Source organism: Rhodococcus sp. BH5 (assembly GCF_027583855.1).
GTDB classification, from domain to species: Bacteria; Actinomycetota; Actinomycetes; order Mycobacteriales; family Mycobacteriaceae; genus Rhodococcus_F; species Rhodococcus_F qingshengii.
The window spans coordinates 280055-293957 of sequence record NZ_JAJHVW010000005.1 but is presented as its reverse complement, the minus strand read 5'-3'; the positions used below and the strand labels follow the sequence as shown (position 1 = coordinate 293957).

Annotated in this window: 15 protein-coding genes; 8 read left to right on the top strand and 7 right to left on the bottom strand. The window is 63.5% G+C overall.

What is annotated here, in order from left to right; all coding sequences use genetic code 11:
• Window positions 1-110: 110 nt before the first annotated feature.
• Window positions 111-407 carry an antibiotic biosynthesis monooxygenase family protein gene (locus RhoBH5_RS15470; RefSeq protein ID WP_042921853.1) on the bottom strand — a complete coding sequence of 99 codons (297 nt, stop codon included), beginning with the start codon at window positions 405-407 and terminating at the stop codon, window positions 111-113.
• A 66-nt stretch (window positions 408-473) separates the two neighbouring features.
• On the opposite strand from RhoBH5_RS15470, the gene RhoBH5_RS15465 reads away from it, so the two are divergent.
• Window positions 474-863 (top strand): DUF3224 domain-containing protein, encoded by a 390-nt coding sequence (locus RhoBH5_RS15465; protein WP_030537047.1) that lies wholly within the window; start codon window positions 474-476, stop codon window positions 861-863.
• Between the two features lie 109 nt (window positions 864-972).
• Here the strand turns inward: RhoBH5_RS15465 and RhoBH5_RS15460 are convergent, their stop codons facing one another.
• Both RhoBH5_RS15460 and ctaC read right to left on the bottom strand, forming a co-directional pair.
• Complete coding sequence (locus RhoBH5_RS15460) at window positions 973-1389, bottom strand: cytochrome c oxidase subunit 4 (protein WP_003941723.1); 417 nt, start codon at window positions 1387-1389, stop codon at window positions 973-975.
• Between the two features lie 39 nt (window positions 1390-1428).
• Window positions 1429-2493, bottom strand: coding sequence for an aa3-type cytochrome oxidase subunit II (ctaC, locus tag RhoBH5_RS15455; protein WP_030537048.1), 1065 nt, complete (start codon window positions 2491-2493; stop codon window positions 1429-1431).
• 319 nt (window positions 2494-2812) lie between these two features.
• On the opposite strand from ctaC, the gene asnB reads away from it, so the two are divergent.
• Complete coding sequence (gene asnB / locus RhoBH5_RS15450) at window positions 2813-4738, top strand: asparagine synthase (glutamine-hydrolyzing) (protein WP_003941790.1); 1926 nt, start codon at window positions 2813-2815, stop codon at window positions 4736-4738.
• Between the two features lie 63 nt (window positions 4739-4801).
• Here asnB and RhoBH5_RS15445 read toward each other — a convergent pair whose 3' ends face one another.
• From RhoBH5_RS15445 to RhoBH5_RS15435, 3 genes are all read right to left on the bottom strand, one after another.
• Window positions 4802-5779 (bottom strand): carbohydrate kinase family protein, encoded by a 978-nt coding sequence (locus RhoBH5_RS15445; protein WP_270008488.1) that lies wholly within the window; start codon window positions 5777-5779, stop codon window positions 4802-4804.
• A 196-nt stretch (window positions 5780-5975) separates the two neighbouring features.
• Entirely contained in the window at window positions 5976-6326 is a 351-nt protein-coding gene (locus tag RhoBH5_RS15440) for a HesB/IscA family protein (RefSeq protein ID WP_007730053.1), read from the bottom strand.
• Between the two features lie 150 nt (window positions 6327-6476).
• Window positions 6477-7544, bottom strand: coding sequence for a glycerate kinase family protein (locus tag RhoBH5_RS15435; RefSeq protein ID WP_270008487.1), 1068 nt, complete (start codon window positions 7542-7544; stop codon window positions 6477-6479).
• 134 nt (window positions 7545-7678) lie between these two features.
• On the opposite strand from RhoBH5_RS15435, the gene RhoBH5_RS15430 reads away from it, so the two are divergent.
• The 6 genes from RhoBH5_RS15430 (at window position 7679) to RhoBH5_RS15405 (ending at window position 12793) form a co-directional block, all read left to right on the top strand.
• Window positions 7679-8335 carry a DUF3043 domain-containing protein gene (locus tag RhoBH5_RS15430; RefSeq protein ID WP_007730051.1) on the top strand — a complete coding sequence of 219 codons (657 nt, stop codon included), beginning with the start codon at window positions 7679-7681 and terminating at the stop codon, window positions 8333-8335.
• Window positions 8336-8337: 2 nt separating this feature from the next.
• Window positions 8338-8925 carry a bifunctional adenosylcobinamide kinase/adenosylcobinamide-phosphate guanylyltransferase gene (gene cobU, locus RhoBH5_RS15425; RefSeq protein ID WP_019748913.1) on the top strand — a complete coding sequence of 196 codons (588 nt, stop codon included), beginning with the start codon at window positions 8338-8340 and terminating at the stop codon, window positions 8923-8925.
• Between the two features lie 23 nt (window positions 8926-8948).
• A complete protein-coding gene (cobT, locus tag RhoBH5_RS15420) occupies window positions 8949-10094 on the top strand; it encodes a nicotinate-nucleotide--dimethylbenzimidazole phosphoribosyltransferase (protein ID WP_047270132.1) in 1146 nt (381 codons plus the stop codon).
• 2 nt (window positions 10095-10096) lie between these two features.
• A complete protein-coding gene (locus RhoBH5_RS15415) occupies window positions 10097-10864 on the top strand; it encodes an adenosylcobinamide-GDP ribazoletransferase (protein ID WP_080572302.1) in 768 nt (255 codons plus the stop codon).
• 9 nt (window positions 10865-10873) lie between these two features.
• Window positions 10874-11848 carry a GlxA family transcriptional regulator gene (locus RhoBH5_RS15410; RefSeq protein WP_019748916.1) on the top strand — a complete coding sequence of 325 codons (975 nt, stop codon included), beginning with the start codon at window positions 10874-10876 and terminating at the stop codon, window positions 11846-11848.
• Between the two features lie 123 nt (window positions 11849-11971).
• The gene (locus RhoBH5_RS15405; RefSeq protein WP_007730045.1) at window positions 11972-12793 is read left to right on the top strand and encodes a dienelactone hydrolase family protein; all 822 of its coding nucleotides are present in this window, start codon (window positions 11972-11974) and stop codon (window positions 12791-12793) included.
• Here the strand turns inward: RhoBH5_RS15405 and RhoBH5_RS15400 are convergent.
• Complete coding sequence (locus tag RhoBH5_RS15400) at window positions 12787-13890, bottom strand: branched-chain amino acid aminotransferase (RefSeq protein ID WP_003941766.1); 1104 nt, start codon at window positions 13888-13890, stop codon at window positions 12787-12789. The two genes, RhoBH5_RS15405 and RhoBH5_RS15400, sit on opposite strands and share 7 nt — an antisense overlap.
• Window positions 13891-13903: the final 13 nt, after the last annotated feature.

Sequence of the window (13903 nt, the reverse complement as noted above, 5' to 3'; positions counted from 1 at the left end):
TCGGGGCCTCACTCGTTCTCTGAGCGATTCAGTATGGACAAACCTCCAAAGTGGGCACCACTCCCCCGGTTCGTTGTCTGAGCGCCGACAACAGCGGGCACTACGCCTTACTAGACCTCGAACAGAGTTGAATAGTGCTCCACCGTCGGGAACGGCTCGTAGAAGTGATGGAGAAGTTCTCGCCACTTCTCGTATCCCGTGGACTGACGGAAGCCGATGGTGTGTGACTCCACGTCTTCCCACTCGACCAGCAGGAGATATCGCTCCGGTGATTCCAGGCAGTGCGAGAGCCGCAGTCTGATGAATCCGGGAACCTCGGAGATGATGGTTCGGGCCACGTCGAATGCGGCCTCGAAACGCGCTGACTGCGACGGATCGACCTGCAGGACGGCATGTTCGAGAATCATCTACGCAGTGTTGCACGTTCTCGGGAGTCCCCTCGAGGCGTTGTCGCCTGGTGAGATACTCGGACCATGACATCCCATGCACGCGGCACCTTCGAGATCGATCTTCGCCCCGCCGATCCTGAGCTCTCCGGACGCGTCGGACGCTTCGAGTTCGACAAGACGTTCATCGGCGGCGTCGAAGGCACGTCGTCCGGCCTGATGCTGTCCGCGGGCGATCCGACAGCCGGTGCAGCGGGCTATGTCGCTTTGGAGTTTGTCACGGGGCAGGTCGACGAAGCTGTGGGATCGTTCGCCCTGCAGCAGTTCGGTCAGATGATCGACGGAACGCAGAAGCTTCTGTACGAGATCGTGCCGGGGTCCGGAACCGGCGAGTTGAAGGGCATCGCAGGCACTCTCGAGCTGGAGGTCGTCGACGGTCTGCACCGCTACGACCTCGAATACTCGCTCCACGATTGACAGAGAGCGGTTGTTGACAGGCACTCTCCTACCACCGAAACTCACATAAACGACAACAGAGGCGCCGTACCCGGGTGGGTGCGGCGCCTCTGTTCGAGTGCGGGTGAAACTAGTGCTTCTCGGGTCCGGTGTAGTACTCGAACACCAGGCCTGCGGCTGCGGCGAGCACACAGACAACTGCGACTGCGATGAGCCACGGCTGGAAGTACGCCAGCGACACTGCCGCGAGTGCAGCAGCAGCGGCAAGCAGGATCGGCCAGAAGCTACCCGGGCTGAAGAAGCCCAGTTCTCCTGCACCATCCGAGATTTCAGCGTCGTCGTAGTCCTCGGGACGGGTGTCCAGACGACGGGCGACGAAGCGGAAGTAGGTACCCACGATGAGCGTCAGACCTGCAGACAGGACGATGGCCGTCAGTCCGGCCCACTCGATACCTGTGCGTGACAGAGCGGTGAACACTCCGTAGATGATCGCGACGAGAATGAAGAACATCGTCAGGATCTCGAAGAGCTTGGCTTCGATCTTCATATCAGCACTTGTCCTTGTTCAGTGAAGAGGCTGGCCGGCTCAGTTGCCTGCAGTGGCGACGGTTGCCTGACGGTACTCGCGGTCGGTGTTGAACGGCGTGGTCGACGTAGCCACCGGCGACTGACCGATTGCCTGCAGAGCCTCAGCGGTCGTCAGACCACCCTTGCCCTCCGCGTCACCCTTGCGCAGTTCGATGTACTTGGCGAAGTCCTCGGGCGAAACCGCACGAACCTCGAAGTTCATCATCGCGTGGAACGTGCCACACATTTCTGCACAACGCCCGACGAACGCGCCTTCCTTCTCGATCTCACTGATCTGGAAGATGTTGTCCGAGTGGTTCTCCTTGGGGTTCGGGAGAACGTCGCGCTTGAACAGGAACTCAGGCACCCAGAAAGCGTGGATGACGTCCGAGGAAGCAAGTTCGAACTGGATCCGCTTGCCGGTGGGCAGAACGAGGATCGGGATCTCCTGGCTGGAGCCGACGGTCTCGATCTTGTCGTAGTGCAGGTAGCTCAGGTCCTCGGTGCTGTTGCCGTGGATCGGGCCGGGGACTTCTTCCCCGTGTTCGTTCACGGTGGAACCCTCGGTCTTGGCAGCCTCTTCGGCCTCGACGTCGATTCCGTTGTACTTGGCGGAGCCGTCACCGAACTCGATGGAGCGGTAGCCGAACTTCCAGTTCCACTGGAAGGCCGTGACGTCTACAACGACGTCAGGGTTGTCCGTCTTGTCCAGAACATGGTTCTGAACAATGACGGTGAAGTAGAAGAGAACCGCGATGATGACGAAGGGAACTGCCGTGTAACCGAGTTCGAGCGGCACGTTGTATGCCGTCTGACGCGGAAATTCCGGCGAGTCCTTCTTCTTACGGTGGAAGATGACGGCCCAGAAGACCAACCCCCACACCAGCACACCCATGACGAGGGCGGCTACAACCGACCACGTCCACAGCTCACGCATGCGCGTCGCCTCCGGGGTGATGCCCGAAGGCCACCCGAAACGAAGCACTTCGTTGTCGATGGAGCAACCCGACAGCAGCAAGGCAGCAATGCCCAGAGATACTGCCAGCCCCGCTCGCCGAAGGATCCGACCTTGCGCCACGTTCACGCCTTCCTGATCGCCACAAAATTCAACTAGGGCATGCCCGGAGGGAAGGCCCAATTACTACGCAGCGTAGACCAAAGCCGGGCGCTATCCATCCTCGGGTCCTCGCCCGTGTCGCGGCGGACGTCACACAGCTCTCTCAGGTGCTGCTCAGGAACGGCTCAGGTCGTTTCGGCGACGCACATCACGTCGATTCGTTCCGCCGCGATCGGCAGGGACGTCGATCTGCGGCATACTTTCGTCAAGAGTTCGTTGACCTCTCCCCGACACTCGTGTCCGGGAGCCTTCTGTACAAAAATTCTGAATCGAGGAACCGGACGCTGTGTGTGGACTGCTCGGGCTACTGACATCTGGCGGAACCAGCGAGGACGCCGTCTCGCGGGTCGACCAGGCGATGCATTGCCTTCGTCACCGCGGGCCGGACGAACACGGGACGTGGAACGACGATCACCTCGTCTTCGGGTTCAACCGCCTGGCGATCATCGACATCGCTCATTCCCACCAGCCGCTGCGTTGGGGCCCACCGGAGAACCCGGAGCGTTATGCGCTCACGTTCAACGGCGAGATCTACAACTACTTGGAGATCCGCGCCGAACTGGTCAAGGACCACGACGCCAAGTTCTTCACCGAGGGCGACTCCGAGGCCATCGTCGCTGCATTCCACTACTGGGGTGAGGACGCGGTCCGGCGCCTGCGCGGAATGTTCGCGTTCGCGATCTGGGACACCGACACACGCGAGCTGTTCATCGCGCGCGATCCGTTCGGGATCAAGCCGCTGTTCATCGCGACCGGCGCCGGCGGCACCGCGTTCGGCAGCGAGAAGAAGAGCCTGCTCGAACTCACCGATCTGATCGGCATCGGTACCGAGCTGGATCCGCGTGCCATCGAGCACTACACCGTTCTGCAGTACGTACCGGAGCCGGAAACACTGCACAAGCAGATCCGACGCCTGGAGTCGGGCAGCTTCGCCCGGGTGCGTCCGGGCGAGGAGCCCACGTTCACGCGGTATTTCACGCCGAAGTTCCCGGCCAAGCCTTTTGCACCTGGCACCGAGAAGGCGCGCTACCAGGAAATCGCCGAGGCACTCGAGGATTCGGTCGCCAAGCACATGCGCGCCGACGTCACCGTCGGTTCGTTCTTGTCCGGTGGTATCGACTCCACGGCGATCGCGGCGCTGGCGATGCGCCACAACCCCAACCTGATCACCTTCACGACCGGTTTCGAACGTGAGGGCTATTCCGAGGTCGACGTCGCTGCAGAATCTGCCGCAGCGATCGGCGCGAAGCACGTCGTCAAGGTGGTCTCCCCCGCCGAGTTCGCCGCTGCCATTCCCGAGATCGTCTGGTACCTCGACGACCCGGTAGCCGATCCGGCATTGATTCCGCTGTGGTTCATCGCGAAGGAAGCGCGCAAGCACGTCAAGGTCGTGCTGTCCGGCGAGGGTGCCGACGAGCTGTTCGGCGGCTACACGATCTACCGTGAGCCGTTGTCGCTCAAGCCTTTCGAGTACCTCCCCAAGGGACTGCGTCGGGCTGCCGGCAAGTTGTCCGAACGCATCCCGGACGGCACTCGCGGCAAGAGTCTGCTCAACCGCGGTTCCTTGACGCTCGAGGAGCGCTACTACGGAAATGCTCGTAGCTTCAACGACGCTCAGCTCCGCGCCGTCCTGCGCGATTTCCGCCCCGAGTGGACTCACCAGGACGTCACTGCGCCGATCTACGCGCAGTCACGGGACTGGGATCCGGTTGCGCGGATGCAGCATCTCGACCTGTTCACCTGGCTGCGCGGCGACATCCTCGTCAAGGCAGACAAGATGACGATGGCCAACTCGCTGGAACTGCGGGTGCCGTTCCTCGATCCCGAGGTCTTCGACGTCGCGTCACGCGTACCGCTCGATCAGAAGATCACGAAGGATACGACCAAGTACGCACTGCGCCAGGCCCTGGAAGGCATTGTGCCGCACCATGTTCTGCACCGCGCGAAGCTCGGATTCCCGGTTCCCCTGCGCCATTGGCTGCGCGGCACCGAACTCTTCGACTGGGCACATCTGCAGATCGAAGAGTCGGGAACCGACCACATCTTCGACAAGCAGGCCGTCGTGAAGATGCTCAACGATCACCGCGAGGGCGTGTCCGACCACAGCCGACGCCTGTGGACCGTCCTGACCTTCATGGTCTGGCACGGAATCTTCGTGGAGAAGCGCATCGTGCCGCAGATCCAGGAACCGGTGTACCCGGTCAATATCTAGGCCTTCGGCCCCGTGAGCGGTTAGGGAGTCTCCGAACTCCTCAACCACTCACGGGGCGGAGCCCTACTTCGGCAGGATGGTCGCGATCTCGTCCGCTGCCGCGCTGCCGTATGCGTCGGTAAGGCGCTTGAGTGCCTCGTCGCGATTGAACACCCACTCCTGCGTTCCCACGGTCTCGAGAATCAACACAGCGACCAAAGATCCCAACTGTGCAGCACGCTCGAAGCTCAGACCGGCGCCGTGTGCGAGCAGGAACCCGGCGCGGAAGCCGTCACCAACGCCCGTCGGATCCACCTTGCCGGTCTCGGGCACTACGTCGACGCGCACCCAATTGCCTTCGGCGTCAACAATTTCCACACCCTTGGAGCCGAGGGTGGTGACACGGATGCCGACCTGCGCGCGGATCTCTTCCTCGCTCAGACCAGTCTTCTGCTGAAGAAGACCCCACTCGTACTCGTTGGTGAACAAGTACTTCGCGCCGTGAATGAGCGCCTTGGCCTCGTCACCGGACAGGCGGGCAAGCTGCTGCGACGGATCCGCTGCGAACGGAATCCCGAGCAGACGGCATTCGTCGGTATGGCGAACCATGGCCTCGGGGTCGTTGGCGCCGATCAGCACCAACTCGACTGCGCCTGCAGTCTTGGCCACTGCCGCGACTTCGATCTCGCGAGCCTCGCTCATCGCACCGGGGTAGAACGACGCGATCTGCGCCATGTCCTCGTCGGTGGTGCACACGAAACGCGCCGTATGTGCCTTGTCCGAGATACGGACCGCGCTGCAGTCGACGCCGTTGTCCTCGAGCCACGTGCGGTACTCGGCGAAGTCGGCACCGACTGCGCCGACGAGTAGCGGGGACCCACCGAGCACGCCCATGGCGTAAGCGATGTTGCCGCCGACACCACCGCGGCGAATCACGAGATCGTCGACCAGGAAACTCAGCGAAACGTGGGCGAGCTGATCGGCGAGGAGCTGATCGGCGAAGCGGCCGGGGAAGCGCATCAAGTGGTCGGTGGCGATGGAACCGGTTACCGCAATAGTCACGGATCGTGGCCTTTCAGCGAAGTGAGTACAAGAATGAAAGAGGAGCAAAAGTTCACGTTACCGCCCGTAGCGCCGTCATCGGCGTCCGAGCTGTCGGATCGGAACGGTCTACGTACGAGTCACCACAAACAACTGACGCGAAACCGAATGTCGGTTCCGCGTCAGTTGTTCGTGAATTGAGTTGTGATCGACAGACTCAGTTGAACGAGTCACCGCAGGCGCAGGAGCCTGTTGCATTGGGGTTGTCGATCGAGAAGCCCTGCTGCTCGATGGTGTCGAGGAAGTCGATGGACGCACCTTCGACGTACGGCGCGCTCATCCGGTCGACAACCAGATTGACGCCGTTGAAGTCGACAGTGAGGTCACCGTCGAGCGTGCGGTCGTCGAAGAACAGCTGGTACTTCAGTCCGGCACAGCCGCCGGGCTGCACTGCAATACGCAGCGCGAGGTCGTCGCGACCCTCCTGATCGAAGAGTGCCTTCGCCTTGGCGGACGCGGCCTCGGTCATCTTGACGCCGTGGGTGGCGGTCTCGTTCTGCACAGTCATGGGCTCTCCCTAATGTTCGTACCAACCCGTGAACGCTTCAACGGTACGCCGCTGCCGACTTATTCCCGCCAGTCCTTTACCGGGTGCGATTCGTCTTCATCCTATCCGGTCTTCCCGACACGGCAACGGCGCGTCGACGCTTGTGGATCCTCAGCTCCGGACGCCGCGCCAGATGTTCCACTCGCGTGCCGTGTGTTCGGCGAGTCCCTCGAGACACGCCGACGCTTCCTCCATCGCACGTTCCACCGACCCGGCGAAATCCGTCACCGACTTCGCCGCGACTATCGAGGTCGACGCATAGTCCGCCTCGTCGAGCGTCACCTGGCCGGCAAAGACGAGCGTCGGAACGCCGTGCGCTGCCCCCGCCGAAGCGAGCGTTGTGACGAGTTTGCCGCGCAGAGATTGGTGGTCGAACTTGCCTTCGCCTGTGATCACCAGGTCAGCGGAAGCCAGTAGCGCGGCCTGTCCGGTGCGATCCGCGACGACGTCGGCCCCGGATCGCCGCTGTGCACCGAGCGCAAAGAGCGCGGCACCGATACCACCCGCGGCGCCGGCACCCGGAAAATTCGACACTCGTTTTCCGGTGACGGACTCCAACTGTTCGGCCCATCTCGCGTTGCTCGCTTCGAGGACTGCGACGGCTTCGGCGTCGGCGCCCTTTTGCGGGCCGAACACCGCTGCCGCACCGTGCTCGCCGAGAAGTACGTGTTCGACGTCGGTGGCGGCGACCAACTGAATGCCAGCCGTAGCCGCCGTTGCAGCCTCCAGGCCGCCCAGCGCCTCCACCAGTCCACGTCCCCCGTCGGTGCAGCAACTCCCACCGAGTCCGACGACAACCGTCTTCACGCCTGCCTCGAGCGCGACAGCGATCAGCTCTCCCACACCGAGACTGTGCGCGGCGAGTGCAGTGTCCCGCGTCGGCGGACCTCCGAGCAGGCCGAGCCCGACGGCCTCGGCGGACTCGATGTATGCCGTGTCCGAATCGAACAGCCACGTGGCGTCGACGGCGGCGGTCAAAGGCCCGGACACCCGTGCAGTCCGGATGTCGCCCCCGGCCGTGGCCAAGACGTCGACGAATCCCGGACCACCGTCGGATTGTGGCGCGGTGACGACGTCGTCTTCGGGTCGGCCACGTCGCCAACCGGCAGAAATGGATTCGGCCGCCGCGACGGCAGTCAGGGTTTCGCCGAATGAATCCGGAGCAACTATTACCCGCATAGCCGAAGTCTAAGAGTCCCGAATGACCCCGATGTTTCACGATCTCGCGCGTTTCAGTGCCTCGGGCGATCGGGTTTTTCAGAAAGACCGAGGTCGGTTTCCCAGACCGTGCACTTATCCAATAGCCTGGAGGTGTGAAATTGCTACGCCGCGGTGACTCAGACAACTCCGACAAACGTGACGTCGAGGGCACTGAGGCATCCTCGGCCTCCGAAGAGGCGCCCATCGAGCAGGTGGGCAAGGGCCGCCCCACACCCAAGCGTCGTGACGCCGAGGCGAAGAGGCGTGGCCCCGTTGCCCCTGCCCCGCTGACCGCGAAGGAAGCCCGCGCCCGCCGTAAGGCGACCCGCGGCTCCAAGGAGGACCGCAAGGCCGAAGCCGCCGAGCGTCGCGCATCGTCGGCAGACCGCCGCGCCCGCATGCTCGCCGGCGAGGACAAGTACCTGCTCCCCCGCGACAAGGGACCGGTTCGCGCCTACGTCCGTGATTTCATCGACGCTCGCCGCAACCTCGTCGGGCTGTTCATGCCGCTCGCATTGATCCTCATCATGACGATGTTCGTCACGCCCGCGCTCCAGCAGATCGTCACGCTGGCAATGCTCGTGATGATGCTCTTCATGGTCGGTGAAGGCATCTGGCTCGGTCGCATGATCAACAACCGCGTCGCCGAGCGCTTCCCCGACAGCACCGACGGCGGATTCAAGCTCGGCTGGTACGCGTTCGTTCGCGCGTCGCAGATCCGTAAGCTGCGCGCACCGAAGCCTCGTGTGGGGCCGGGCGACGCAATCTGAGCGTGACGAACACGTATAGAACTTTAGTCCTCGGCGGCGCGCGGTCTGGTAAGTCCGCGCACGCCGAGGATTTGGTTTGTGCAGGCCACTTACCCGAAAGTTCGGCACCGATCCGGTACCTGGCGACAGCCAGACGTGATGTCTCCGACGCAGACTGGGAAAGCCGGATCGACCAGCACCGCAACAGACGGCCTTCTCATTGGTCGACTGTCGAAACCGCAGCTGCCGGTGACCTCGCGGCGCAGCTCGAAAGCGATTCACACACAGCGACGTTGGTCGACGATCTGGGAACGTGGCTGACCGCGGAACTCGATCGGCAAGGCGCCTGGGACGCACCGCGCGGCACCGTCACGCCCGCGGCGGACAGCCTGGTCGCCAGTGTCGAGAACTACCGCGGACACCTGGTGCTGGTCAGCCCCGAAGTGGGTTTGGCCGTCATCCCCGAGACGCGGTCCGGACGATTGTTCCGCGACGAGATCGGCACTCTCAACGCTCGTATCGCCGCGGTGTGCGATCGTGTCGTACTAGTGGTTGCAGGGTTACCGCTCATCTTGAAAGATACTGCTGCACAACCGGAAGGCACGATGTGAGTACCGAGGCCAATCCAGGGGCCATTTCAGGGGCGAATCCAGATGCCAACCCTGACGTCGCGCCAGTCAGTAGCGCCGACTTCGAACCCGTCACCCCGCCCGACCGCGAGGTGCGAGCGCAGGCCGATGCGCGTCAGCGTGATCTGACCAAGCCGGCCGGTTCGCTGGGCCGACTGGAGGCTCTCGCCGGCTGGGCATCAGCCTGCCAAGGAGTTTGTCCCCCACACGCTTTCGCTCGGCCTCGCGTCGTCGTGTTCGCGGGTGATCACGGAATCGCCCGCAACGGCGTCTCCGCCTATCCGCCGGAAGTGACCGCACAGATGGTCGCCAACTTCCTCGGGGGCGGCGCGGCAGTCAACGTCCTCGCCGAGGTTGCCGGCGCCACGGTACGCGTCGTCGACATCGCAGTGGACGGCGATACCGATCCGTCCGTCTCGAACCACAAGGTGCGCAGGTCTTCCGGGTCCATCGACCGCGAAGACGCCATGTCGAACGAGGAAACCCTTCAGGCCATCGCCGCCGGCCGAGCGATCGCGGACGAGGAAATCGACGGGGGCGCAGATCTTCTCATCGCCGGCGACATGGGCATCGGCAATACGACGCCCGCAACCGTACTCATCGCCGCACTCACGGACAGTGAACCCGTCGCGGTCGTGGGTCGAGGTACCGGTATCGACGACGCCGGATGGATCCGCAAGACCGCAGCGATTCGCGACGCTCTCCGGCGTGCCCGTCCGCACGTTCGCGACACAGTCGCGCTGCTGCGCACGTCTTCGGGTGCCGACCTCGCCGCGATGGCCGGCTTTCTGGCCCAGGCAGCTTCGCGTCGCACGCCGGTGATCCTCGACGGCGTAGTGGTCACCGCAGCCGCCATGGTTGCCGACGAACTGGCTTTCGGCGCACGTGAATGGTGGGTCGCCGGACACCGCTCCACCGAACCCGCCCACACCATCGCATTGACCCGCATGGGTCTCGACCCGATCGTCGAGTTCGACATGCGTCTCGGTGAAGGTTCAGGCGCAGTCACAGCGCTCCCGATTCTTCAGGGCGCAGTGGCAATCCTGGGCAAGATGGCGACATTCTCCGAAGCCGGTGTCAGCACTCAGGGCAGCGCACCTGTCGACGAACCCGAGTCGATCGACCTGACCAAGACCGATACGGCGGAGTGAGCGTGGCGGGCCCGCTGTCCGGAGTGCCACTGGCCTTCTCGTGGCTGACGGTCCTTCCGGTTCGTGGTCCCTCCGACATCGACCGAACTGCCGGCCGTCGCGCCATCGCGGCAGCTCCGCTCACCGGGATCGCTCTCGGCATTGCCGCGACGTTTCTGCTCTGGGGCACAACCAGTGTCGGCCTGAATCCCTATCTCGCAGGCTTGCTGACGGTAGGTGCGCTCGCTCTCGGGACACGCGGGATGCACGTGGACGGACTGGCAGACTCCGTCGACGGACTGGGTTGTTACGGTCCACCGGAGCGCGCCCGCGAGGTCATGCACAGCGGCGGTGCCGGACCGTTCGGGGTCGCGGCGCTGTTCATCTTCCTTGGGCTGCAATCGGTCTCCTTCGGCGTCCTCGCTGTTGCCGACTCCCCCACGCAGTGGATCGCCGTTCTCGTATCTGTCGCTGCGGGTCGTGTGGCCGTCGTTTTTGCCTGCCGCCGAGGTATTCTCGCGTCTGGCCCGAGCGGATTCGGTGCGCTCGTCGCCGATTCACAACCGTTGTGGGCCGCAATCGTGTGGTCGGTTCCGCTGATCGCCGCTTCCGGCTTTGCCACCGACCGGTGGTGGCTCGGCCCTCTCGTGACCGCGTCGGCGCTGGTGATCAGTGTGCTGTGCGTGCGTCACTGCGTCCGTAGATTCGGCGGACTCAACGGAGACGTTCTCGGATTCGCACTCGAACTCACTGTGACGCTTACGGCCGTCGGCCTCACTCTCGGACTGTGATCCGACGTCGTGCGAGTAGGTGTCCTTGCGTACGAAGGTTGCCTCGCGGCCGAGATCTTCGTTTTCACCGACCTTCTCCTGATCGCCAATCGCGTCGCTGATGGAGCGCCCGCCGACCCCTTCGAGGTATCGGTCATCGCAGCGTCCGGCACGCCCGTCGTTGCGGCAGGTGGATTTTCGCTCGGCGTGCAGGAGGGGCATCACGACATCGATCACCTGGTTGTGCCGGGGTTCGAACTCGTGCCGTCCGAAGACCCTGCGACGCGTTTGTCGCTGTGGGACAGAGAAATCGAGTTCATCCGTGCGTGCGAGGCGCGCGGCGTTCGGGTGTCGTCGGTCTGCGTCGGCGCGTATCTGCTGGGCGAGGCGGGACTGCTCGACGGACGCCGATGTACGACGTCGTGGCTGTACGGTGCGGACCTCGCGAGTCGTTACCCCGGTGCGACGGTTCGAACCGACTCGTTGATCGTCCAGGACGACGGCGTCACCACCACTGCTGCGTTCACCGCCGCGCTCGACCTCGCAACAGCACTCGTGCGCGAGCATCTCGGCGACAAGATTGCGCGTACGACCGCAAGAATTACGCTGGCGCCCGAAAACCGAACCAGTCAAGCTCCGTACATCCTCGACTCGATGCTGCCCGCCAAACACACACAGTTTGCCGACGACGTCGGAAGGTGGCTGGTCGAACGGATGGCGGAACCTTACGACTTGGATCTGCTGTCGAGTGCTTTTCACCTCAGCACCCGAACCATGCTTCGAAAGTTCAAGGACGAGACCGGGGAATCGCCGCGCAGTTATCTGCAGCGTGCACGGATCCGAAAAGCGAAACGGTTGTTGGAATCGACCGACTGGCCTCTCGGAAAGATCCTGGGGCACATCGGCTATCAGGATCCTGGAACCTTCCGTCGCCTGTTCACCGACCGCGTCGGCATCAGCCCGGCCGACTACCGAAAGCGATTCCGCAACGGCGGCGCCGGATAGGTGCGAGGCGAGCCCGCCCGAAAACATGGCGAACCGCCCTCTTCTGTAGTCGATCCCGCGCCGAAAGACTGTGCAGAGGAATTGTTTCGACTACTGAGAGGGCTCACCGTGCCGAACCGGAGCATGACCGAAGACGATCCGCTCGAAGACTTCGACCGTCGAACGATCACCATCGACGCAGTGGCGAAGTCCGTGTACGTGGCCGGCACCGGTCCCGCAGTAATCGTCATGCCGGAGATGCCGGGCATCAGCCCGCATGTAGCGCGATTCGCCCGCTGGGTGCGCGACGCCGGTTTCACTGTCTTCGTTCCGTCACTGTTCGGGCACGACGGCGCGGTCCCCACAGTGAACGAGGGGCTGACGGTATTCAAGAGAGCCTGCGTCAGTGCAGAATTCCGCGCCCTCGCTGCCGATGAACCGAGTCCGGCAGTCCGTTGGCTGCGTTCACTCGCCGCTTCCGCCCATGAGGAGAGCGGCGGACCTGGCGTCGGCGTGATCGGAATGTGCTTCACCGGTAACTTCGCGTTGTCGATGATGCTCGAACCCTCGGTCATCGCGCCGGTTCTCGCCCAACCGTCGTTACCGCTCGATCGACCGGACGAAACCGACAGCGGGCCCGAAGAACTCGAAGCCGTGCGCTCGAGACTCGAGGCCGAAGACCTCACGGTGCTTGCATACCGCTTTCGAGGTGACTCGTTCTGCCGCGCACAACGATTCGCCGCCTATTCGAAGGCCTTGGGCGAGCGCTTCGTCGGGAAGGTACTACCCGACGAAGCGGCCAACGCGACAACGTCGCCGTTCTTCGAACACGTCATTGCCAATCCACACAGCGTGGTGACGGCTCATCTCGTCGACGAGGCGGGATCGCCCACCACCGTCGCACGAGACGAGATTCTGCAGTTCTTCCGGGAGCGATTGCTCGCGGAACGAACCAGCGATCAGTGAAGTTTCGTCATCCAGCCGTGGGTGTCGGCGAAGGTTCCGCGCTGGATACCCGTGAGGGTGTCGCGCAGTGCCATCGTCACCTCACCCGGCTCGCCGTCGGCGATGGTGAACTCGCCCTCGGCGGACTTGACGCGTCCGACGGGGGTGATGACTGCTGCTGTGCCGCAAGCGAAGACCTCGGTGATTTCACCGCTCTTGCACTTGGTGCGCCATTCGTCGGTGCTGATCTTGCGCTCCTCGACGGCGAAACCGGAATCGGCGGCAAGGGCAAGCAACGAGTTGCGCGTGATGCCTGGCAACAACGAACCGGACAGCGACGGCGTCACGAGGCGAGCGTCGGGGCCCGAGCCGAAGACGAAGAACAGGTTCATTCCACCCATTTCCTCGACGTACGTGCGCTCGATGGCGTCGAGCCAGACCACCTGGTCGCAACCCTCGTCGGCGGCTTGCGCCTGGGCGAGGAGCGAAGCGGCGTAGTTGCCGGCGAACTTGGCCGCGCCGGTACCACCGGGGGCCGCGCGAACGTATTCGGTGGACAGCCACACACTGACCGGCTTGACGCCGCGCGGGAAGTACGCACCGGCAGGCGAGGCGATCAGCAGGTAGCGGTACTCGTCGGCGGGACGGACACCGAGTCCGGCTTCGGTGGAGAACATGAACGGACGGAGGTAGAGCGCGTCCTCGCCACCGGCTGCGGGAACCCAGTCGAGATCGACGTCGATCAGTTCGGTGATGGAATCGATGAACATCTGCGACGGGAGCTCCGGCATGGCCAGACGGCGCGCAGATGCCGCGAAACGCTCGGCGTTGGCCTCGACGCGGAACGAGCTGATCTCGCCACCCGGCTGACGGTATGCCTTGAGGCCCTCGAAGATGGCCTGTCCGTAGTGCAAAACCATTGCGGCCGGATCGAGCTCGATGTTTCCGTACGGCAACACCTGGGCGTCGTGCCAGCCCTTGCCCGCGGTGTAGTCGATCGAGACCATGTGGTCGGTGAAGTGCCGCCCGAAGCCGGGCGCCGCCAAAATGTCACGGCGCTCGGCGTCGGACTTCGGGGACGAGCTCTGAACACGAACGAAATCGGCGGCACCTGTCATGGGCGCAATCCTA